This window comes from uncultured Tateyamaria sp., assembly GCF_947503705.1.
GTDB lineage: Bacteria > Pseudomonadota > Alphaproteobacteria > Rhodobacterales > Rhodobacteraceae > Tateyamaria.
In genome coordinates, this window is sequence record NZ_CANNES010000003.1 from 159,094 (window position 1) to 179,723 (window position 20,630).

The 20,630-nt window shown below is 59.3% G+C and carries 20 protein-coding genes; 10 read left to right on the forward strand and 10 right to left on the reverse strand.

What is annotated here, in order from left to right; translation table 11 throughout:
* Positions 1–23 precede the first annotated feature (23 nt).
* The 3 genes from Q1A44_RS09410 to Q1A44_RS09420 all read right to left on the reverse strand — a co-directional run bounded on the left by Q1A44_RS09410 (position 24) and on the right by Q1A44_RS09420 (position 3,762).
* Complete coding sequence (locus tag Q1A44_RS09410; RefSeq protein WP_299623473.1) at positions 24–329, reverse strand: DUF2282 domain-containing protein; 306 nt, start codon at positions 327–329, stop codon at positions 24–26.
* Positions 330–533: 204 nt separating this feature from the next.
* A complete protein-coding gene (thrS, locus tag Q1A44_RS09415; RefSeq protein ID WP_299623478.1) occupies positions 534–2,480 on the reverse strand; it encodes a threonine--tRNA ligase in 1,947 nt (648 codons plus the stop codon).
* A 100-nt stretch (positions 2,481–2,580) separates the two neighbouring features.
* Entirely contained in the window at positions 2,581–3,762 is a 1,182-nt protein-coding gene (locus tag Q1A44_RS09420) for a hypothetical protein (protein WP_299623482.1), read from the reverse strand.
* A 243-nt stretch (positions 3,763–4,005) separates the two neighbouring features.
* On the opposite strand from Q1A44_RS09420, the gene Q1A44_RS09425 reads away from it, so the two are divergent.
* Positions 4,006–4,218 carry a hypothetical protein gene (locus Q1A44_RS09425; protein ID WP_299623485.1) on the forward strand — a complete coding sequence of 71 codons (213 nt, stop codon included), beginning with the start codon at positions 4,006–4,008 and terminating at the stop codon, positions 4,216–4,218.
* Here the strand turns inward: Q1A44_RS09425 and Q1A44_RS09430 are convergent.
* The 3 genes from Q1A44_RS09430 to Q1A44_RS09440 form a co-directional block, all read right to left on the reverse strand.
* A complete protein-coding gene (locus tag Q1A44_RS09430) occupies positions 4,215–4,661 on the reverse strand; it encodes a GNAT family N-acetyltransferase (RefSeq protein ID WP_299623488.1) in 447 nt (148 codons plus the stop codon). The genes Q1A44_RS09425 and Q1A44_RS09430 overlap by 4 nt on opposite strands.
* A 174-nt stretch (positions 4,662–4,835) precedes the next feature.
* On the reverse strand, positions 4,836–5,249 hold the full coding sequence (locus Q1A44_RS09435) for an MAPEG family protein (RefSeq protein WP_299623491.1): 414 nt from the start codon (positions 5,247–5,249) through the stop codon (positions 4,836–4,838).
* A gap of 72 nt (positions 5,250–5,321) precedes the next feature.
* Positions 5,322–6,071, reverse strand: coding sequence for a helix-turn-helix domain-containing protein (locus tag Q1A44_RS09440; protein ID WP_299623494.1), 750 nt, complete (start codon positions 6,069–6,071; stop codon positions 5,322–5,324).
* 122 nt (positions 6,072–6,193) lie between these two features.
* Between Q1A44_RS09440 and Q1A44_RS09445 the strand changes: the two genes are divergently transcribed.
* From Q1A44_RS09445 to folD, 9 genes are all read left to right on the forward strand, one after another.
* The gene (locus tag Q1A44_RS09445; protein ID WP_299623497.1) at positions 6,194–6,946 is read left to right on the forward strand and encodes an alpha/beta hydrolase; all 753 of its coding nucleotides are present in this window, start codon (positions 6,194–6,196) and stop codon (positions 6,944–6,946) included.
* Positions 6,943–7,926 (forward strand): alpha/beta fold hydrolase, encoded by a 984-nt coding sequence (locus Q1A44_RS09450; RefSeq protein ID WP_299623500.1) that lies wholly within the window; start codon positions 6,943–6,945, stop codon positions 7,924–7,926. The genes Q1A44_RS09445 and Q1A44_RS09450 overlap by 4 nt, the downstream gene beginning before the upstream one ends.
* Positions 7,927–7,960: 34 nt before the next feature.
* Positions 7,961–8,575 carry a hypothetical protein gene (locus Q1A44_RS09455; RefSeq protein ID WP_299624229.1) on the forward strand — a complete coding sequence of 205 codons (615 nt, stop codon included), beginning with the start codon at positions 7,961–7,963 and terminating at the stop codon, positions 8,573–8,575.
* A gap of 94 nt (positions 8,576–8,669) precedes the next feature.
* The gene (locus Q1A44_RS09460; protein WP_299623504.1) at positions 8,670–9,734 is read left to right on the forward strand and encodes a transporter substrate-binding domain-containing protein; all 1,065 of its coding nucleotides are present in this window, start codon (positions 8,670–8,672) and stop codon (positions 9,732–9,734) included.
* Entirely contained in the window at positions 9,734–10,801 is a 1,068-nt protein-coding gene (locus Q1A44_RS09465; protein WP_299623507.1) for a transporter substrate-binding domain-containing protein, read from the forward strand. The genes Q1A44_RS09460 and Q1A44_RS09465 overlap by 1 nt, the downstream gene beginning before the upstream one ends.
* A 117-nt stretch (positions 10,802–10,918) precedes the next feature.
* Complete coding sequence (locus tag Q1A44_RS09470; RefSeq protein ID WP_299623510.1) at positions 10,919–11,629, forward strand: alpha/beta fold hydrolase; 711 nt, start codon at positions 10,919–10,921, stop codon at positions 11,627–11,629.
* Between the two features lie 293 nt (positions 11,630–11,922).
* On the forward strand, positions 11,923–13,599 hold the full coding sequence (locus Q1A44_RS09475; RefSeq protein WP_299623513.1) for a formate--tetrahydrofolate ligase: 1,677 nt from the start codon (positions 11,923–11,925) through the stop codon (positions 13,597–13,599).
* A 121-nt stretch (positions 13,600–13,720) separates the two neighbouring features.
* Positions 13,721–14,191 carry a hypothetical protein gene (locus tag Q1A44_RS09480; RefSeq protein ID WP_299623516.1) on the forward strand — a complete coding sequence of 157 codons (471 nt, stop codon included), beginning with the start codon at positions 13,721–13,723 and terminating at the stop codon, positions 14,189–14,191.
* Between the two features lie 31 nt (positions 14,192–14,222).
* Positions 14,223–15,122, forward strand: a complete 900-nt coding sequence (gene folD / locus Q1A44_RS09485) for a bifunctional methylenetetrahydrofolate dehydrogenase/methenyltetrahydrofolate cyclohydrolase FolD (RefSeq protein WP_299623519.1) — start codon at positions 14,223–14,225, stop codon at positions 15,120–15,122.
* Here folD and pdeM read toward each other — a convergent pair.
* The 4 genes from pdeM to Q1A44_RS09505 all read right to left on the reverse strand — a co-directional run bounded on the left by pdeM (position 15,119) and on the right by Q1A44_RS09505 (position 20,571).
* On the reverse strand, positions 15,119–15,781 hold the full coding sequence (gene pdeM / locus Q1A44_RS09490) for a ligase-associated DNA damage response endonuclease PdeM (RefSeq protein ID WP_299623522.1): 663 nt from the start codon (positions 15,779–15,781) through the stop codon (positions 15,119–15,121). The two genes, folD and pdeM, sit on opposite strands and share 4 nt — an antisense overlap.
* A gap of 160 nt (positions 15,782–15,941) precedes the next feature.
* Positions 15,942–18,380, reverse strand: coding sequence for a ligase-associated DNA damage response DEXH box helicase (locus Q1A44_RS09495; protein WP_299623525.1), 2,439 nt, complete (start codon positions 18,378–18,380; stop codon positions 15,942–15,944).
* A 98-nt stretch (positions 18,381–18,478) separates the two neighbouring features.
* Positions 18,479–19,267 (reverse strand): NAD(P)-binding domain-containing protein, encoded by a 789-nt coding sequence (locus Q1A44_RS09500; RefSeq protein WP_299623528.1) that lies wholly within the window; start codon positions 19,265–19,267, stop codon positions 18,479–18,481.
* Positions 19,264–20,571, reverse strand: a complete 1,308-nt coding sequence (locus tag Q1A44_RS09505; RefSeq protein WP_299623530.1) for an ATPase — start codon at positions 20,569–20,571, stop codon at positions 19,264–19,266. Before Q1A44_RS09505 ends, Q1A44_RS09500 begins: the two co-directional genes overlap by 4 nt.
* Positions 20,572–20,630 lie beyond the last annotated feature (59 nt).

Consider the following 20,630-nt stretch of genomic DNA (forward strand, 5'->3'; position numbering starts at 1 on the left):
GACGCAGTATTCAAATCAGCGACTTACGCTGGCAGATCGCGGCTCTGCTCTTCGAGCGAACCTTGACGTGGTGTGCCATCGGCCATCGCGGGCAGTTCAATTTCGGTGCACGTGCCTGCGTCAACCAGTGTCCAGGCGTTGCCCTGATAATCGACGGTCGATGTACCGGCGCATGTCGTGCCTGCACCCGCAGCGCAGTCGTTTTCGCCGGCCAGCGAGATGCCAAAGCATTTTTCTTTGGACGCGGCTTCGGCCGATGTGGTGGCATGTGCGGTCATTGCGGCGGCGACGGCACCAACCAGTGCGACTGTTTTGATTGTCTTCGACATCTGAAACTTCCCTTTTGGATATCGGTTGCGTTGTCTTCGTGAACTTTAGATAGGCTATGTCGCGGGCAGGTTACCACTCACGAGCCTGTGTGTCACAGCCCCGTTATGAGATGTCAGAGAACCGGCGGTATTTGAGGGGAAACCCGCCAGATTGTTGCAATCCGGCGGGTCAATTGTTGCAAAACCCGTGCTGATCGCCCGGACTTAGCGCTGGTCTGGCGGCGTCGCTTCAACCCGCAAAGCGGCGGTCACGGCGTCCAGCGGCTCCACTTGCGTTTGCTTTTGGCCCAGACGACGCACGGAGACGGTGCGCTCTTCGACCTCGCGGGCACCCACGGCCAGGATCACCGGCACTTTGCCGACCGAGTGTTCGCGGACCTTGTAGTTGATCTTTTCGTTGCGGGTATCGGCCTCGGCGCGGACGCCCACGGCTTGCAGGCTCTGCACCACTTCAGCCACATAGTCATCCGCCTCAGAAGTGATTGAGGCGACGACCACCTGACGCGGGGCCAGCCAGAAGGGCAGCTTGCCTGCATGTTCCTCGATAAGGATGCCGATGAACCGCTCGAACGAGCCAAGGCAGGCGCGGTGCAGCATATAGGGTCGCTGTTTCGAGCCGTCGGGCGCGATGTAAGTGGCACCCAGCCGTTCGGGCAGGTTTGGGTCGACCTGGAAGGTGCCGCACTGCCAAACGCGACCAATGGCGTCGGTCAGATAGAAGTCCAGCTTGGGCCCGTAGAACGCGCCATCGCCGGGCTCCAGCGTGAAATCACGCCCGGTTGCCTTGATCGCGGATTCAAGCGCACCTTCGACATGATCCCAGGATTCGTCCGACCCAACCCGTTTTTCAGGCCGGGTGGCGAACTTGATCTCGAACTGCTCGAACCCGAGGTCCGCATAGATATCGGCCAGGAAGTTGATGAACTTCGCGCACTCGGCCTCGATCTGGTCCTCGGTGCAGAAAATATGTGCGTCATCCTGGGTAAAGCCGCGCACCCGCATTATACCATGCAGCGCGCCCGAGGGTTCGTAGCGGGCACAAGATCCGAACTCGGCCAGCCGCAGGGGCAGGTCACGGTAGGACTTCAGACCTTGGTTGAACACCTGTACGTGGCAGGGGCAGTTCATGGGTTTCAGCGCGTTAATCGCCTTTTCCTTGGCGTGCTCTTCCTCCACCTCAACGATGAACATGTGTTCCTGGTACTTGTCCCAGTGGCCTGAGGCCTCCCAAAGCTTGCGGTCCACGACCTGGGGCGTGTTGATCTCTTGATAGCCGCCCGCGCGCTGTTTGCGGCGCACATAGTCCTGCAAAGAGGTATAAACGGACCACCCGTTAGGATGCCAGAATATCTGACCCGGAGCCTCTTCCTGCATATGGAACAGGTTCATCTCGCGGCCCAGCTTGCGGTGATCGCGTTTGGCCGCCTCTTCGAGCATGTTGAGATGGGCGCGCAGCTTTTCCTTGCCGGTAAAGGCCACGCCATAGATGCGTTGCAGCATCGCGCGGTTGCTGTCGCCGCGCCAGTAAGCACCTGCGATGGACATAAGTTTGAACGCATCCCCTGGCACTTGGCCAGTGTGCTGCAAGTGCGGTCCACGGCACAGGTCCTGCCAGTCGCCGTGCCAATACATCCGCAACGGCTCGTCGCCGGGAATGGCGTCGATCAGCTCGACCTTATAGGGCTCACCCCGTTCCTTGTAATACTGGATCGCCTTTTCGCGCTCCCACACTTCGGTGCGGACGGGATCGCGCTTGTTGATGATTTCTTTCATCTTTTTCTCGATCACGCCGAGGTCTTCGGGCGTGAAGGGTTCGGCGCGGTCAAAGTCGTAGTACCAGCCGTCCTTGATGACAGGGCCGATGGTGACTTGAGTATCGGGCCAAATCTCCTGAACGGCGCGGGCCATGATGTGGGCCAGATCGTGCCGGACCAACTCGTTGGCTTGGTCTTCGTCCGCCATGGTGTGAATGGCGATTTGTGCATCAGCCTCGATGGGCCAGGCGAGGTCCCAGTGCTGACCATCCACGGTCGCGCTGATCGCCTTTTTGGACAGGGATTTGGAAATGCTCTCGGCCACAGCAGCAGGGGTAATCCCGGCCTCGTATTCGCGCGCATTGCCATCGGGGAAGGTAAGAGAGATTTGGGCCATATCGGCATCCTCGTCAGTTTGGCGCCCACGGAACGCCCGGTTGCTAGGTGTGTGTGAGCGTCTTGTGACGAGGAAGACCCAAACGGTCAAGCCTGTTTGCTTAGGAGCAGTCGTAGAGCGGCGGGCCGTCCGTAGTCGTTGTTTCTTGTTTGGGCTTGCCAGCACACCAAGCCGCGACGTTGCGTGTATACGCATCAAGCCGGATCAGCCCTTCTTGTTGCAGAACCTGACGGGCGATGTTCGCGCTTTCGCGGTCTTTGAAGGCCACCACCGTCCGAATACGCCTTCCGGTCTTGTACATCGCCACATAGTCCTTCACCGCGGTTTCCGTGCGCGGGGAAAATTCGAGTGTTGTGCTGCCCTCGCCGCCAAGTGCTGCCTTGTAGGAGCCGGTCAGCGCCTGACGCAAATCCTTAACTTCGGAGAGGGCGGCCGATTGATTGATGTCAGAGGCGGTGATCAGCAGCCAGGCTGTTTCGATGTCCTCGGCGTCGGGTTTGACCAGCACCAACTGCTTTCGAGGGATTGGCGGCGCGGCTCCCTTGTCGGCGGCGGCCAATTGCGCATCCGTAGCGACGGGGGCGACAGTTGTTTCGATTTTGGACAGCGCGCCTTTGAGGGTATCCAAACGTTGACGCCACGCACCCAGGATGATGGGTGGCACAACGTCCGAGAACTCATTCGACACGAATTCGAAGCCCGCGTTTTCCCAGTCATAGAGGGCTTTCAGGTCTTGCGAGTATGGTTTGCGCTCACCTTCAGACAAAGTAAATTTGACGGTGGTGGCAGTCACATCCGTGACACGACCACATCGCAAGAAGTGTCGGACACGGCCAACGGTATCGAAAGGAATGGCGTGTTGGCGCGCCAGTTCTTTCAAGTTGTAGATTTCCAGAACCTTGTCCTGGATCTGCCGTAGCTGCGCCATCTGCGCCGAAGCCTGGGCGATTGCAACGGCCCGGGTTGCTTCACTCTCACCCTCGCTTGCCGTGGGCGCAGTCTGATCGGGCAGGGCGATGGTATAGGCATGCTTGTTGCACAAAAAATCACGCTTGGCCGTGGTCAGCGTATGATCCGTCTTCCACCACAGCATCACCTGTTCTGCGACCAGCCAACTCGCGACAACGAGGAAAACAACCATGGCACCAGCCGCCGCGAGGTTCTTGGTCAGCCCTGATGCGCGCGAAATGGCGGCTTGCAATCGCGCCAGACCTTTGGGTTCGCTTGGTTCTTCCGGCGGGTTTTGGCGCGGCGCTGATGGGCGGCTTTGAAAATCGGTCATAAGCGGACAAATCTGGTTTCTACAATAGGTCGAGTAGAGGCGCTGAACCCTGATATGTCAAACCATTTGGCTGTGCTTGTGCCGCCTGCCCGTGACCTCTTGTGCCTTGCGTCGCTCTGCATACAAGTGCATGCCGAAAAAGCGTCATTTCGAGGTCAGAATTCGACATATTGGGGTGGACAATCGAGGCCCCAGACGTATTTTGACGCCTATCGGAAACTTTTGCTCAGCGGAGATATCACAGTGCCAAAGTTCAACACGCAGTTTGAATTGTCTGTGTCGGATATGGATCTGATAGAGGATGCATTGCGCGCCTCAAAACTTTCAAAAACCCAAGCTGATGTCAAAGCGCGGTCCCAGGATGACGAGGTGCGTCAGATCCATGATCTGTTGGGGCGGCTGCACAATCAAAAGACCTTCTATCGCCCCGCCAAAGGGCCTTATGTCAGCGGCTAAAGGTTGATGCCAAAGCGCGGGCCCTGTCCGGTCCGTCGCGCGAACCCGTGTGTTTCGTAATACCGATGTACTATCCTGTTGTCCGGATGTGTGCCGACGCTGACGTAGGTGCATCCCTGGGCTTTTGCATGTCTGATGCAGGCTTGGATCAATGCCCGACCTGTGCCCGACCCACGCGCCTCTGGTTCGACAAACAGGTGATGGATATCGATCCCAAGCCTTCCAAACTGCAATTGGCCTGTCGGCAACATGGCCGCGTATCCTGTTACCTTGCCGTCTGGGACTTCAGCGACCAGAACGGTGAACCACGGCGTGACGCTCACAAGGTTCTCCAGCATCTCTGGGCCGAGGGGCAGGGCCACGTCCCCATGATGGGCCGCGAGCCCGTTAATCATCCGTTGCATATCGTTAAGGTCGGCGGGGATTAGGGGTCGTATCTTCATTGTGATGCTCCTGCGCCGCGCGGGCATCGCAACAAACAAAAGACCGCGCTCGGGCGGTCAATTGAGTTCAGATATTGGAATGAACACAGGTCCGCTAACGTTGTGCGGTGCCGGGATAACCTTTGGGCGAAACATGTGTCATGGCGCTGTCTGTGCCAAATCCATGCTTATTGGTCAACCTGTGCCTGAGCTTAGCAGCAGCTGCACGCCGACGGCCAGCGTGCACAGCCAGCTCAGCAAAAAGATCAACGGCCGCGCCGGAAAGCGCGCAATGCCGGAAATCATGCCGATCGCATGGATGACCCGCAACCAGAAAAAGGCGGCCGCCGCCCAGATCGTGACCGGTGTGGAGACGTCGAGGATATGGGCCATGAGCAACAGCGCTGCAAAGGGCATGGCTGTCTCGATAAGGTTCAGATGTGCACGGTGTGCCCGGTGCACCCAAGGCGGGAATCCCATCAGGGCCGGAGGGCGTTCGAAACTGTCCACGCCATCCTGTGGGTGAGTGTTGACCCCGACGATGTAGGGGATCCAAAGCGAGGCGGCGAGCATGAGGGTCAGTGTAAGATATGTGAATTCGATGGTCATGAGGGCTGTCCTGGATGGGTCCGGGGCGACGCGCCCGGACAACGTTTGAATGATTTTGGAACAATGAAAGGATCACTGTACTTGCGGGCTGAGAAATTTGGCACTCTCGCCGGTTTCGAGCCAGGTCTTGAGACCAGAGAGCGTGCGCGCCCATCCATCTGCAATCCCATCAGCGGCAGCGGGAGGGATGTTGTAATGCTCCAGCGTCAGTGCACAAAATGGCCCCTCGACCGCGATGAGATACACGATCTGGGAGACCGGCACGCCGGGGGCCCATTTCGGCTCAAAGGTTGAGGCGATGCGGGTTTTGGGATCAAGCGCCGTCTCGCGGCACACCAGCATTTCATTGCCGTCAGGTGTTTGGAAATGCAGTGTATCGCCATCGCGGCGCACGTCCTGGCACATGAAGTTGTAGGCCGCATGAGCCGATGCTTCGGTCAAGGCGGCCCACAGGGCGTCCTGGGTGCAGCGGATATAGGTTTGCATCACGAAATCTGGTTTTGTCATGGTTTCATGTCCTTCGAGTTTTGATTTGAGGTCCAAAACTGCTCGGGCCGCCGGTTTGACGAGCAACGGCTCGATCCAGCGATCAATCGCTTCCTGCAAGGGCAGGGCGTTGAGGTAGTGGTGCTTGAAGCGCCCCACCTTTTTGGTGGTGATCAGCCCTGCCTCTTCGAGCACGCCTAGGTGCTTCATCACACCGAACCGGGTCATGTCGAGTTGGCCCTGCAATTGTTGCAGGGTTTGCCCGTCGGTACTGCGCAGACTGTCGAGCAATATGCGGCGCGCGGGGTCGGAGAGGGCTTTGAACAGAGCATCCATGGCGAGCCTTATATGTGATTCTATAGTCACGTGACAATATGGTCACTTAAAAATGCCGCTGCGGCAGGATGGACAGCGCCGCCGCCCCTGCGCATGATCCGCCAAAACCGGGAGGACAGCAGATGAGTGCCGCACAGTATCTTGAGACACCACAGGGGCGGCGATTGGCCTATCACGCAACGCCCGGGGTGGGGCCGACGGTTGTGTTTCTGGGTGGTTTGAAGTCCGACATGGAGGGCACCAAGGCGGTGCATCTTGAGGCCTGGTGCCAGGCGCACGGGCGTGCATTTCTCCGTTTCGATTATTCCGGCCATGGCGAAAGCTCGGGTACGTTCGAAGAGGGATGTATCGGGGATTGGGCCGAGGATACAGCAGCCGCCCTTGCGACGCTGACCACCGGCAAGCTGATCGTTGTGGGCAGTTCGATGGGGGGCTGGCAATCACTTTTGTTCGCGCGCGCGCACCCGGATCGCGTTGCGGGATTGGTTACGGTGGCCGCGGCCCCAGACTTTACCGAGGACGGTTATTGGGCGTCCTTTACCGAGGATCAAAAGGCGACTTTGGCGCGGGACGGTCAGATCGCGATGCCTTCGGATTATATGGAGCCCTACATCATCACCCAGCGCCTGATCGAGGACGGGCGCAGCAACCTGGTGCTGCGTGATCCTTTGCCGTTACCTTTTCCGGTGCGCTGCCTCCAGGGAACGGCGGACACGGCGGTCAGCACCGATACTGCCCTGCGCCTAATGGATCATGCCGATTGCATCGACATGCGCCTGACTTTGGTCAAGGATGCGGATCACCGGTTTTCAGATGGTCCTTGTCTGGGCCTGATCGAGGCCGCCATCACCGATATTCTGGAGGCCTTGCAATGAGGATGGTCGGAAAATTCCTGGGCCGTCTGTTGCTGATCCTGGTGGTGCTTGGCTTTGGTCTATGGCTCCTTGGTCCCTATGAAGATGCGACGCTGACCCCGATGGGCGTTTCCGTTGGGCCCGACCTTGATGCGCATTTTGCGGCTGTGGAGGCCCAGTATGACGATATCACGCCCGGTGTCGAAAAACGGGTGATCTGGGCTGAAGCGCCGGGGGCACGAACCGAATGGGCGGTCCTTTATGTGCACGGGTTTTCGGCCACCTCGGAAGAGATCCGCCCCGTGCCGGATCGCGTGGCCAAGGGACTTGGCGCAAACCTGATCTATACCCGCTTGCGAGGACATGGACGCAGTGGCGACGCCATGGCCGAAGGATCGGTGCAGGCCTGGGTCAACGATCTGGCCGAAGGGTTGGCAGCGGCACGCATTGCCGGTGAAAAGGTGCTGATCCTGTCCACCTCGACGGGCGGCACGCTTGTGGCGGCCACAGCGCAAAACGCGCTGATGATGCAGGACGTGGCAGGCGTTGTTTTCATTTCCCCGAATTTTGGGATCGCAAATCCTGTCGCGCGGCTGCTCAGCTGGCCCGCCGCGCGCTATTGGCTGCCGGCTCTGGCGGGACAAAGGCGGTCGTTTGAGGCGCGCAACGAGGCCCATGGCACATATTGGACAACCGAATATCCCAGCGTGGCGGTGATGCCGATGGCGGCACTGATCGACGCGAGTATGGCGATGGATCACGGAGAATCCACTTTGCCCGCCCTATTCTGGTTTGCCACGGCAGACCAGGTGGTGCGCCCAGACCTGACGGCGCAAGTGGCGGGTCAATGGGGCGGACCTGTAGAAGTGGTGAATCCTGTGATGACCAGTGCCGACGACCCGCAAAGCCATGTGATTGCGGGCGCTATCATGTCGCCTGCCCAGACCGAAACAGCTGTTCTGGGCATACTGAACTGGGCGCAAAAGCTAGGGGACAACTGATGGAACAGGCCCTCTGATGCGCCGCCCCGCCAGCATGTGGAGCCTGGAAAACCTTGGGCGCGTGCGACTGTCCAAACACTTTTACATGCGCGATTTCCTCTATTCCGAGATCGGGAACTACCACCGCGTCCAGAACCTGCCGCGCGACCCCGACCTTGCGATTGCCAACGGTCGACAGCTTTGCACCCAATTGCTCGACCCGCTTGAAGAGACCTTTGGCCGTCTGGCCATCCGTTCGGGATATCGCTCGCCCGAACTCAACAGCTATGGCAATGAAAACAAGTTGAACTGCGCGCGCAATGACAATCCGATTGAGTGTCATATCTGGGATTGGGCGGATGGGGATGCGGCGATTGCGGGGACGTCGCTGGCTATCCCCTGGTTTGCAGATCAATACGAGGCGGGCCGCGATTGGCGCGATCTGGCCTGGTGGGTGCACGATCATTTGCCCTATTCAGGCATGTGGTTTTTCCCAAAGCTCTGTGCCTTTAACTTGGACTGGCGACCAATGCCGCACAGGATGATCGGCAGTTATATCACACCCAAGGGTCTGTTGTTGCGCCGAGGCGATACGCCGAGCGAAGACCTGGCGGCCCGGCAAAAGCGTTATGCCGATTTTCCGCCTTTTCGCGGCATCCGCTATCCGTGAGGCTCGGCAAATTTCCCACTATATTTGGTTTACCCGTTGACCCACCCCCACCAGATAAGGGATTTTCCGTCAACGGGTTCTGGGGGATGACACCATGAAACGATTCTGGACAGCCTTGGGACTGGCGGTGCTGGGGACATCTACGCCCGCCTTGGCCCAATCCTGCGGCGGCACCTATGTAGTGGCCCCCGGCGACAGCCTGTCGGTGATCGCGGACACGCTTTACAAAGACGCGGGCAAGTGGACGGCGATCCATCAGGCCAACATCACGGCCATCGGCGAAAATCCCAACGCGATTGGTGTGGGCCAAAGCCTGTCGATCAACTGCATCGATGGGCTGCCGACCGGCTTGGACGGCGCGCCACCTGTGATCCGGGCAACGGCCCGGGCACCGGAACCGCGCCGCACGGCATCACAGGCCAAGATCAAGCTGATCACTGGTGATGACTTTGCCCCCTTTACCGACCGCGGCCTTGAGAATGGCGGGCTTTTGGCGGATGTGGTCAATGTGGCAATGCAGGCGGCAACGGGTGCAGATGGCTACGACATTCACTGGATTAACGATTGGTCCGCACATCTGACGCCGCTCTTGACCGAAGAGATGGCCGATATGTCTTTTCCCTGGGCGCGGCCCGATTGCGAGGGGGAGCCGGATCAGGACCGCTGCGTGAATTTCCACTACTCCAAACCGATGTTCGAATATCTGATCCTGCTGTTTGTCGACAAGGACCGCCCCGTTGTCTTTGCCCAAGACAGCGATCTCGAAGGGCGCAACCTGTGCCGCCCCGAAGCCTACACAACCCACATGCTGGATCAGAACGGGCGTAATTGGGTGCGTGATGGCAAGGTAACGCTTAAGCGCCCGCGCACAGTTGCAGGTTGTTTTGAGATGTTGGCAGAAGGTCAGGTCGATGCGGTTGTATTGAATGAATTCACCGGCCGGGCCGCGATCAAAGAGCTTGGCATGCAAGACCGCGTCGATGTGGTGCAGGGGCGACCAATTTCGATCACGGGGCTGCATGTCATGATCTCAAAGTCCAATCCCGAGGCGGACAGGTTTTTGGCGACAGTCAATGACGGGTTGGAACGTATTCAGGCGTCGGGCGAATACCAAAGCATCGTGAACGCGCATATGTCGCGAATCTGGGCGGATTTCTGATGCGCTGGGCGGTGGGCGCATGTCTTGTGGCGATGTTTGGGGCAGGGGCGGCTCAGGCCTGTGCCCCGAACTATACGGTGCAGACGGGCGATACGCTTTTTTCCATCGCCGAAGAGCAGTTGGGGGATCTGACCAAATGGTCACTCATCTTCTACACCAACCCTGCCGTGCAGGAAGGCAGCCTGGTCGAGCTGCCCGATGGCATCGTTCTGAAACTGCCCTGCGCGGACGCGCCTGCCGCGGTCGCGGTGGCCCCGGCGCCTGAGGCACCCGCCCCGGCCCAAATCCCTGTGTCCGACCCGACCCCGTTGCAGCGGCAAGATGCCGAGATCAACATCGTTACCGGCTCGAACTATGCGCCGTTCACCGATCTGGACTGGCCGGGACAAGGCATGTTGACCGAAGTGGTCAACGCAGCCTTCGAGGTCACGCCCGAACCTGCCACCTATGCCATCACTTGGGAAAATGACTGGTCCCGGCATCTCTTTCCCATGCTGGACAGCACCGAGTTTGATATGGGGTTTCCCTGGTTCAAACCCGATTGTGCGGGCAATCCCGGGGATGAGCGCTGTGCGAATTTCCATTTCTCCGAACCGCTTGTTGATCTGGTAATCCTCGCGTTTGCCCGGGCCGAGGATGATATCGCCTTTGAAACGGATGTGGACATGCACGGCAAACGGCTGTGCCGCCCCATCGGGTACTTTATCCACGATCTGGACCGCGCCGATCGACAGTGGCTGTCGCGCGGGCTGGTGACGCTGGAACAGCCCGCGACGCCTGACGCCTGTTTTGAGATGCTCTTGGCGGGCACGGTGGATGTGGTAGCGCTCAATGAGTTTCTGGGGGTGCAAAAGGTGTTTGAATTGGGCCTGACGGACCAGGTCGTGCCGTTGGACCGGGCCTTGTCGGTCGAGGGGCTGCATGTGGTGATTTCCAAGAAACACTGGCGCGGCACAACGCACCTTTATCGCTTTAACGCAGGCCTTGCCAAACTCAAGCAATCGGACCGGTACAACGAAATTGTCAGCAGGCACATGGCGCTCTTTTGGGATCAGATCAAGCAGTAAGGCGCGACCGGATTTGTGTTTGCAGACAGTGTCTTGCAACTGCCCAGCAAATGCAGGATGGATAGAATAGTACGCGTGAAACGGCAGGTGACTTGATGATGAATGCAAGCGTGAGCGATGTCTGAGCCTCTGGTTTTTCTTCCCGGCATGATGTGCGATGCGCGGCTCTTTGGTCCCCAGCTTGCCGCTCTGTCGCCAGACTACTCGGTGATGGTTTGCCCGATCACGCGGGGCGAACGGATCGAAGAGATTGCAAGCGGATTGTTGAACGATCTGCCGGCCAAATTTGCGCTTGTGGGCCTGTCGATGGGCGGGATCGTCGCGATGGAAATCCTGCGCCGCGCGCCTGATCGGATTACGCGACTGGCGCTGCTCGATACCAATCCGCTGGCGGAAACACCGCAGGTGGCGGCGGCCCGCGAACCGCAAATCGTCAAAGTCCGCGCAGGCCGCATGCAGGACGTGATGCGCGAAGAAATGAAGCCGAATTACCTCGCCCCGGGGCCCTATCGGAACGAGATTCTGGATCTGGTGATGGATATGGCCGATGCGCTGGGCCCGGATGTCTTTGTGCGCCAATCGCGGGCACTGCAACGGCGCCGCGATCAACAGGGCACGTTGCGCAAATGCCGCGTGCCGACATTGGTGATGTGCGGGGCGCATGATGCGCTGTGCCCGGTCAAGCGGCATACGTTCATGGCAGAGCTGATCCACGGTGCGGAACTGCGGGTTTTGGAACATGCAGGCCATTTGCCGACGCTGGAAATGCCGGATGAGACAACGGCCGCCCTGCGCACCTGGATGCGGCAACCTTTATACCTGAGATAACCGGCGTTGGCGCACCACAGGTACGCCTTACGGGTGTGTCCTGAGGGCCGTCAACAGCGGCAAAAACACGGTTGGATTTCCCCGTAAGGCGTACCTGTGGTGCGCCATGCTTGGATCTATCGCGGCGATGAAACATTTTTCTCAACTTCCCCGCATCGTTTCCGAAACGAAACGGGTGGATGTATTTGAGCCGCTCCATCTCTCTGAAATGTCGGAATCACGCGCATAGCGACTGGGCATACGCCTGTATGCAGGCCACGAGTGACGTGCCCATCAGACTTGCGGGGAGCAAAATGGCCTACAAAACCGATATCGAAATTGCGCGTGAGGCGCAGAAGAAACCGATCCAAGAGATCGGGGCCAAGCTGGGCATCTCCAGCGACGACCTGCTGCCTTATGGCCATGACAAGGCCAAGGTCAGCCAGTCCTTTATCAACTCGGTGCAGGACCGCGATAACGGTAAGCTGATCCTTGTGACCGCCATTAATCCCACGCCCGCAGGCGAGGGCAAGACCACGACAACCGTGGGTCTGGGCGATGGTCTGAACCGGATCGGCAAGAACGCCTGCGTCTGTATCCGCGAGGCGTCTTTGGGTCCGAACTTTGGCATGAAGGGTGGGGCCGCTGGCGGTGGCTACGCGCAGATCGTGCCGATGGAAGAGATGAACCTGCACTTCACAGGCGATTTTCACGCCATCACATCTGCTCACTCGTTGTTGTCGGCCATGATCGACAATCACATCTATTGGGGCAACGAGCTGGAAATCGACACCCGCCGCGTCGTGTGGCGTCGGGTCGTCGACATGAACGACCGCGCCTTGCGCCAGATCACCGCCAGCTTGGGCGGCGTCGCCAACGGTTTCCCCCGCGAGGCGGGCTTTGACATCACTGTGGCCTCTGAGGTCATGGCGATCCTGTGCCTGGCCAAGGATCTGAAAGACCTGCAAAAACGCCTCGGCGACATGATCGTGGCCTATCGCCGTGACCGCAGCCCCGTCTTTGCCCGCGACATCAAGGCCGATGGTGCCATGACTGTCCTCCTCAAGGACGCCATGCAGCCAAACATTGTGCAAACGCTGGAAAACAACCCGGCCTTTGTCCACGGCGGGCCTTTTGCCAACATCGCTCATGGCTGTAACTCTGTTATCGCGACGACGACGGCCCTGAAACTGGCTGATTACGTTGTGACCGAAGCAGGCTTTGGCGCTGATCTGGGTGCCGAGAAGTTCATGAACATCAAATGCCGCAAGGCGGGCTTGTCGCCGTCGGTGGTGGTCTGTGTGGCCACGGTGCGCGCGATGAAGATGAATGGCGGCGTGGCCAAGGCCGACCTGGGCGCGGAGAATGTCGAGGCCGTCAAGGCGGGTTGCCCGAACCTTGGGCGTCACATCGAAAACCTCAAGTCGTTTGGCGTGCCTGTCGTTGTGGCCATCAACCACTTTGTCACCGACACCGATGCCGAAGTGCAGGCGGTCAAGGACTTCGTGGCCGAGCAGGGGGCCGAGGCGATCCTTTCGCGGCATTGGGAACTGGGCTCCGAAGGGTCGGCCGATCTGGCCACCAAAGTGGCCGAACTGGCCGACGCGGACACCGCAAACTTCGCCCCGATCTATCCCGACGACATGTCATTGGCCGACAAGATCCAGACCATCGCCAAGCGTATCTACCGCGCGGACGAGGCGCTCATGGATCAAAAGATCCGCGATCAGCTGAAACTGTGGGAAGAGCAGGGCTATGGCAATCTGCCGGTCTGCATGGCGAAAACGCAGTATTCGTTCTCGACCGATCCGACTTTGCGCGGCGCACCCACCGGGTTCTCTGTGCCTGTTCGTGAGGTCCGCCTGTCGGCGGGCGCCGGGTTTATCGTGGCTGTTTGCGGTGAGATCATGACCATGCCGGGCTTGCCCCGGGTGCCGTCTGCCGAAAGCATCCACCTCAATGACGAAGGCCAGATCGAAGGGCTGTTCTAAGGCTTCAAGCCGATCACACAAGGTTTGCAGCCCCCTCACGATTGCGGCAGGGGGCTGCAACTCTATTGACCGGAAGGGATGCGCGGTTCAGCGTGACCTCTGGTTGATTAAGGAGAAACCAATGACCCGATTTATGACATTCATCGTGGCACTGTTTGCGGCCACCGCCGTTTTGGCCGAAGACCGCTATGTCGGGTACTACTACCCCGAAATCACGTCCGAAGAAACATTTGACCGCGTCGTGCGCGACGGTGGCGGCGCAAGCAAGTCGGTGCGCATTGATTTCGTGAACGTGCTTACAACTGCCCAGCTTGAGGCGCCCGAAAGCCCCCGCTTCGTGTTCTTTTCCAAGGGCAACGATGCGGGCACTCTGATCCTTGTGGCGCTGGATGATGACGTCTTTTCAACGATCTACCGGGCACGGGCCATACTGGCGCAATTAACTGTCAGCGTGCGCAAGGGAGGGTTTTTCCGCCAGGAAGAGCTGCAATATGTGGCCACATTCTATGACCTTTTGCAACTGATGGGCTTTGACGAGTTGCTGATCAGCGACGGTGAAACTTGGACCCACAAGGTCACATTCAACAGATAGACGGGCAACCGATAAACAGGAGAAGACGCGCATGAGTGCGACGACGATCGATGGCAAGGCTTTTGCGGCCAGTGTACGAGGCCAGGTGGCCGCCCACGTGGCCCGGCTGAAGGATGATCATGGCATCACACCGGGCCTTGCGGTCATACTGGTGGGCGAAGACCCTGCAAGCGAGGTTTATGTCGCAGCCAAGCACAAGCAAACCGTCGAGGTTGGCATGGCCTCGTTCGAGCACCGCCTGCCCGCGGATGTGCCCGAGGCGGAGTTGTTCGCGCTGATTGATCAGTTGAATGCAGATGTGTCTGTGCACGGCATCCTCTGCCAATTCCCTGTACCTGATCATCTGGACGAGCGCGCCGTCGTGGCCCGGATTGATCCGGCCAAGGATGTCGATGGCCTGAGCGTCGTCAACGCGGGTCTGTTGGCCAGCGGCGAAAAGGGTCTTGTATCCTGCACGCCGCTGGGCTGTCTGATGCTGCTGCGCGATCAGTTGGGCAATATGTCGGGGATGGAGGCAGTTGTGATTGGCCGTTCTAACCTTTTTGGCAAACCGATGGGCCAACTTTTGCTGCGCGAAAACTGCACGGTAACCATCGCCCACTCGCGGACCAAAGACCTGGCAGAGGTATGTCGCCGTGCCGATATCCTCGTGGCTGCCGTTGGTCGTGCCGAGATGGTCGAGGCGGACTGGATCAAACCCGGTGCCACGGTTATCGACGTGGGCATCACCCGCATTCCGCACCCTGAAAAGCCGGGTAAGAGCAAGCTGTTGGGTGATGTGAACTTTGCCCAGGCCGTGACCGTGGCCAAGGCTGTGACACCCGTGCCGGGCGGTGTCGGCCCAATGACTATCGCCTGCCTTTTGGCCAATACCGTCACCGCCTGTTGCCGTGCCCACGGGCTGCCCGAGCCCGAAGGGCTGACCGCCTAGCGCGGCATCGGGATGCGCATCGGCCGGGCGCCTGTCAGAACGGCATGGGCGCCCGGTTTCATCAGGCCCGTAAGCGCCGGATCATGACTGCGCAGCCCGCCTGTATAAGTTCCGTAGGCCGGCATGATCAGGCGATCCTCGTCGATCAGGAATGCGGGTCGAGTGATGGCCCGCCCGCGCGCGTGCAGCGTCGCCTTGGGATGATAATGCCCCGATACTTCGGCGGTTTCCGCCGGGGACGCGATGTGGCGGAAAGTCAAAGGGCCTTCGGCCAACTCTGCCAGATGGGTACCGCCGTATTCGATGGGGCCCGGGTCATGATTGCCCTCGATCCAGACCCAGTGTCGCCCCGCTTGCAACCGTGTTATCCAAAGGCGCTCTGCGTCCGGTAAGGCCATGGCCGCACTCAGGTCGTCAAAGCTGTCGCCCAGACAGATCACTTTGCGCGCGCCTGTGGCGTCAAGATCGCTGGCCAGGCGTGCAAGCGTGTCGCGCGTCTCATAGGGGGGCAACTGCGTGCCGCCGCGCCGGGCAATCCGTTCGGACTTGCCCAAATGCAGGTCAGAGACGCAAAGCAGGTCCTGCGCGGGCCAATAGAGCGCGCCCGATCCAAGCGCCTTGAGGGCGGCCCCGGCAAGGGTGATGTCACACATGTTCATATTTTGTTCATATCCATGCATGGGTGCCGCATCAAGATGCGCCTTGCGGGGATTGGGGTGAAAGTTGGAGGGTTATGACCCGCACGCATTGATTTTCGACCGATTTGCTCTTTGGGACCTTGCCGCAAAATCCCCAAGATATTTCGGACTAAAAAAGGGGTCAGAAAGGCACTCGCCAATCCCGCTTTTGCGGTTCCGGTGGCAGGCCCGCAGTGCTCATTAAACGCTCTGCCTCAGCGGCGAGCAGTTTTTCCTCGGCGAGGCCTTTGACCGGCACGCGGCCGACTTCAAGCATGAGCGGGGCGGCGAGAGGCGTGACGCGATCAAGTTCGATCAAGTCGATCCGCCCCTCAACGCGCGCGGCCATTTCCTCGATTCTGCCAAAATCAACGAGGCCCCGCATCGCTTCTTGTTGCGTGATGCTCAGCATCAGATGGTCGGGGTCGTATTTGGCCAGCGTGTCATAGAGGATATCGGACGAAAACGTGGCTTGTCGGCCGGATTTGCGGGCGGAGGGTGAATTGCGCTCAATCAGTCCGGCGATGGTTGCAGAAGCGCGAAAGGTCCGCTTCATGACGGCGTTGCCTGACAACCATCGTTCCAAACCGTCGCGCAAGCCGTTGATGTCAAAGAGAGGTCCGGGATCGCGGATCGGATCAAGCCCCCAGATCAGTGTTGCATAATCCGTCGCGAGAAACCCCAAAGGGTTTAGTCCCGTTTCCTCCATCCGTTTCGTGAGCAATAGCCCGAGGGTCTGCATCGCGTTGCGCCCGGCAAAGCCGTAAACTGCGGTATGAACGCGACCATCATGGGGAAAGCTCTCGATCAAGAGCCGACCCGGTTCAGGCAGCCGACTGACCTTGCGCTGCAGTTTCAGCCACTCGGCGGTATGCGGCGGCAGGTCGGGCCAGTCTTTTTGTTGAAACATCTCGATGATGCGGTGGCTGAGTTGGGTGGAGGTGGCGAATTTGGTGCCCAGAAAGGTCGCGATCTTGGGTTTCTTGGCGGCGTCCCGTGTCACTTGTACCGTCATTTCGCGTAGACTGTCGTAACGCACGATTTGGCCACCGATCAGGAATGTATCGCCGGGCGTGAGGGTCGCGGCAAAGCCTTCCTCGATCTCGCCCAAAGGCTTGCCACCACGCCCCTTGAAGCGGACCTTGAGCGTGTCGGTGTCCTGGATCGTCCCGATGTTCATACGGATGCGTTGCGCGCTGCGCGGGTCGCGCAATTGCCAGAGGCCATCGGGACGCTGTTGCAACCGCTTCCACTGGTCATAGGCGCGCAACGCATAGCCGCCTGTGGCGCAGAAATCGAGGCAGGCGTCAAAATCAGCACGGCTGAGCGTGCTGTAGGCACCGACCGTCGTTACCTGGTCAAAGAGTGCGTTTGCGTTAAATGGCCCGGCGGCCGCGACGATCAGGATGTGTTGGCATAGTACATCGCGTGGCCCGGGGCCGCGCGGATCGCCGTCAAGCGCACCTGCTTTGACCGCCTCTAGAGCCGCAACGCATTCCACCACTTCGAACCGGTTGGCGGGCACCAGAAGCGCCTTGGACGGGGCGTTATAGCGGTGATTGGCCCGCCCGATCCGCTGGACCAACCGCTTGACGTTCTTGGGCGCGCCAACCTGGATGATCAGGTCCACGTCGCCCCAATCAATGCCCAGATCAAGCGTGCCGGTGCAGACGATAGCCTTGAGGTGGCCTGCGACCATCGCCGCCTCAACCTTTTCGCGCTGTTGCCGATCAAGACTGCCATGGTGGATGCCGATGGGCAGTTGGTCGTCATTGGCAAGCCAGATGTTATGGAAATAGAGCTCGGCCTGCGCGCGGGTGTTGTGAAAGATCAGGGTGGTCTTGTGCTGTTTGACCTGCTCCAGAACTGCCGGGATTGCGTATTTGCCGCCCGAGCCGGACCACGGTGGCGCCTCTTCGGTTACCAGCATCTGGATGTCGGGGGCGGGACCGGGATCGGCATGGATGATCTGGCAGGGGTCGGGATGTTTGGCGAGCAGGTAGGCGATGGCGTCCGGATCCTCAACCGTGGCCGACAGGCCTACTCGCTTGAGGTCTGGGCAGGTCGCTTGCAGCCGCGACAGCGCCAGAAACATCTGGTCCCCCCGTTTGCTTTCGGCGAGCGCATGGATTTCGTCTACAATCACCCGTCTCAGGCCCGCAAACATACGAGGCGCGTCCTCGTAACTGGTGAGCAGGGCAAGGCTTTCGGGGGTGGTCAGCAGGATGTGCGGCGGATCGGCCCGTTGCCGTTTCTTTTGGGTCTGGCTGGTGTCACCGGTTCGGTCCTCGATGCGAATGGGCAGGCCCATATCCTCGACCGGGGTACGTAAATTGCGCTTGATGTCAGCCGCCAGTGCCTTGAGCGGCGAGATATAGAGAGTATGCAGCCCTTTATGTGTTCCGTCAGCCAATTCGGCCAGCGAGGGTAGAAAACCGGCAAGTGTTTTGCCGCCGCCCGTGGGGGCGATGAGCAATAGGGCAGGGTCGGTCGCCCGGTCCAGCATCTCTTGCTGGTGCGGGTGGATCGACCAGCCTTTGGCGGCGAACCAGTCCTGAAACTGTTGCGGTATTTGGGCCATGGCGCGCAATGTAGCGGATGGCGGGGCGGGGGCCAGTCCTCAAACGGTGCAACGACGGGGCCAGCCCCTGATTGGACTTTGGCTGGACCAATTGAAAATCAGGGGCGCGGTTTGAGGGCGTGGATTGTATCCTGAATCGTGCGCGGCAATGCTTGATCCGCGCCCTCCGGGGCCGCATCGAGGGCGGCGGCCACGTCCTTGACCAAAATGCCAATCGTATTGTCGGGCGCAAAGCCGTCGCGCGCAAATTCTATGCTGTCAAAGCCTGAGGCAAGCCAGTTCTGACCCGACGAAGTATGGATAAGTTGAAGCAATTTGTCTTGATCGAGGCCTGTTGCATCAGCCCAATCCAAGACCAGACGCGTCATGGCCGTGTGCGAGGCCGCCAACATGTTGTTGAGCACTTTGGCCTGCATTCCTGCCCCAAAATCACCCATGTGGTGAAAGTGCTGCCCCATCAGGGCGAGCAGGGGGATGGCATCGTCGATATCCGCCGACGTGCCGCCCAGCATGAAGCTGAGTGCGCGATTTTCGGCCGCGACCTGCGCGCCGGACACTGGGGCGTCGATCAGGGTGATGTGATCGGGGATGCGGGCGCGCAAATCGCGCACATAGCGAGGTGACAGGGTCGAACAGATGAAGATGCGCGCCAAGTTGGGGGCTGTACCAATCAGGTTCTGTTTGTCGAATAGCAGCGCATCGGTTTCGGCAGCGTCCCGTACTACGCTGAACAGCGTCTCGAGCCGAGGGGCAAAGGCCATCACGTTGCCGGCGATGTGCCCCACTCCCTTGTCGACCACGTCAAATCCGATGGCACCTGTGCCCCCGTCCCGCAGAGCCGCCAACATTGGCCCGCCCATACGTCCGCAGCCTGCAAGGCCGATCATTTGACGATATGTTCGTCCTTGACGAACATGTTAGCCCAGGCGCGATCCAGCAGATCGGGACGCATTTGCAGGGGGATGCCTTCGAAATTGCAGATTGCCACCATCTGATCGATTAAAAAGTTTGGCTGATAGTTGGCATAGACATTGTCGATTGTCGGATATTTGACTTTGAGCAGATGGATAAGCGTGCTTTCGTCCAGTGGCATGCCCCGTTTCTTGGCGACCATGGCAAAGATCTTGAGGAAATTCGCCTGGTCCGGCCCGTCAATTTTGATCTTGAAGAAGATCCGACGAAGGGCGGCTTGGTCAAAGATCTCGTTCGGGTGGAAGTTGGTGGAGAAGATGACCAGCGTGTCAAAAGGCACTTCGAATTTTTCGCCCGATTGCAGGGCGAGGATGTCCTTGCTTTCCTCCAGAGGAACGATCCAGCGGTTCACGAGCGCCTGGGGCGGTTCGGCCTGACGGCCAAGGTCGTCCACGATGAAAATGCCGCCGGTGGATTTGAGCTGAAGCGGCGCCTGATAGGTCCGCGCCGTCGGGTTATAGACCAGATCAAGCATGTTCAGCGACAACTCACCGCCTGTGATCACGGTGGGGCGTTCGCATTTCACATAGCGTTTGTCATATTTGGTCACGCGGCGCAGGGACGTGGGGTCTTGTTCCTCTTCGCGGGCCAGCACGTGCACAATGGGATCATAGACCGTGATCACCTGGCCCGCATATTCAATAGCGCGGGGCACATAGACCTGATCGCCCAAAGCGTCGCGAATACCGTTGGAGATCGAGGACTTGCCGTTGCCGGGAGGGCCATACATCAGGATGGAGCGGCCGGCCGAAACGGCGGGCCCAAGCTGGTCCAACAGATCGTCGGGCAGGACCAGATGGCCCATGGCCCCTGTCAACTGGCCGCGGGTGACCATGATATTGCGGATCGACTGGCGCTTTACCTGTTCGCGGTAAACCTCCAGCGGGACGGGCATAGCACCGAAATATTCCGACTGTGCAAGGGCATCCAGCGCGCGGGCCTTGCCCAGATCGGTCAGTTGATAGCCCATCTCGTTGCCATTGTTGGCATTCAGCGTACCCGTCGCCTCGACCAGCCGTTGTTCGCGGCACATGTCGATCAATTCCTGCACCACCGGAATTGGCAGGCACATGGCAGGCGACAATTCGGACACGTTTTCCAACGTCTTGCGGAACATCGTCTTGAGAGTGATGTCGCGCATCATGACGATGGGCAGTCTCATATCTTCCAACCGCTTGGGCGCGGGAGGAGAAATCACATCGGTGGTGTGCATGTTCATTTGGTCAGCCTCGGAAACTCTGCGCGATTTTGGGCAGGTCTACCGGGGCAATTCGGCCA

What these genes read in the sequence shown, in the direction of transcription:
- Q1A44_RS09420 (WP_299623482.1), bottom strand. Translation starts at nt 3,762, where the DNA reads ATGACCGATTTTCAAAGCCGCCCATCAGCGCCGCGCCAAAACCCGCCG.
- Q1A44_RS09480 (WP_299623516.1), top strand. Translation starts at nt 13,721, where the DNA reads ATGACCCGATTTATGACATTCATCGTGGCACTGTTTGCGGCCACCGCC.
- Q1A44_RS09445 (WP_299623497.1), top strand. Translation starts at nt 6,194, where the DNA reads ATGAGTGCCGCACAGTATCTTGAGACACCACAGGGGCGGCGATTGGCC.
- Q1A44_RS09475 (WP_299623513.1), top strand. Translation starts at nt 11,923, where the DNA reads ATGGCCTACAAAACCGATATCGAAATTGCGCGTGAGGCGCAGAAGAAA.
- pdeM (WP_299623522.1), bottom strand. Translation starts at nt 15,781, where the DNA reads ATGAACATGTGTGACATCACCCTTGCCGGGGCCGCCCTCAAGGCGCTT.
- Q1A44_RS09450 (WP_299623500.1), top strand. Translation starts at nt 6,943, where the DNA reads ATGAGGATGGTCGGAAAATTCCTGGGCCGTCTGTTGCTGATCCTGGTG.
- Q1A44_RS09495 (WP_299623525.1), bottom strand. Translation starts at nt 18,380, where the DNA reads ATGGCCCAAATACCGCAACAGTTTCAGGACTGGTTCGCCGCCAAAGGC.
- Q1A44_RS09500 (WP_299623528.1), bottom strand. Translation starts at nt 19,267, where the DNA reads ATGATCGGCCTTGCAGGCTGCGGACGTATGGGCGGGCCAATGTTGGCG.
- folD (WP_299623519.1), top strand. Translation starts at nt 14,223, where the DNA reads ATGAGTGCGACGACGATCGATGGCAAGGCTTTTGCGGCCAGTGTACGA.
- Q1A44_RS09410 (WP_299623473.1), bottom strand. Translation starts at nt 329, where the DNA reads ATGTCGAAGACAATCAAAACAGTCGCACTGGTTGGTGCCGTCGCCGCC.
- thrS (WP_299623478.1), bottom strand. Translation starts at nt 2,480, where the DNA reads ATGGCCCAAATCTCTCTTACCTTCCCCGATGGCAATGCGCGCGAATAC.
- Q1A44_RS09505 (WP_299623530.1), bottom strand. Translation starts at nt 20,571, where the DNA reads ATGAACATGCACACCACCGATGTGATTTCTCCTCCCGCGCCCAAGCGG.
- Q1A44_RS09440 (WP_299623494.1), bottom strand. Translation starts at nt 6,071, where the DNA reads ATGGATGCTCTGTTCAAAGCCCTCTCCGACCCCGCGCGCCGCATATTG.
- Q1A44_RS09470 (WP_299623510.1), top strand. Translation starts at nt 10,919, where the DNA reads ATGTCTGAGCCTCTGGTTTTTCTTCCCGGCATGATGTGCGATGCGCGG.
- Q1A44_RS09460 (WP_299623504.1), top strand. Translation starts at nt 8,670, where the DNA reads ATGAAACGATTCTGGACAGCCTTGGGACTGGCGGTGCTGGGGACATCT.
- Q1A44_RS09455 (WP_299624229.1), top strand. Translation starts at nt 7,961, where the DNA reads ATGTGGAGCCTGGAAAACCTTGGGCGCGTGCGACTGTCCAAACACTTT.
- Q1A44_RS09430 (WP_299623488.1), bottom strand. Translation starts at nt 4,661, where the DNA reads ATGAAGATACGACCCCTAATCCCCGCCGACCTTAACGATATGCAACGG.
- Q1A44_RS09465 (WP_299623507.1), top strand. Translation starts at nt 9,734, where the DNA reads ATGCGCTGGGCGGTGGGCGCATGTCTTGTGGCGATGTTTGGGGCAGGG.
- Q1A44_RS09435 (WP_299623491.1), bottom strand. Translation starts at nt 5,249, where the DNA reads ATGACCATCGAATTCACATATCTTACACTGACCCTCATGCTCGCCGCC.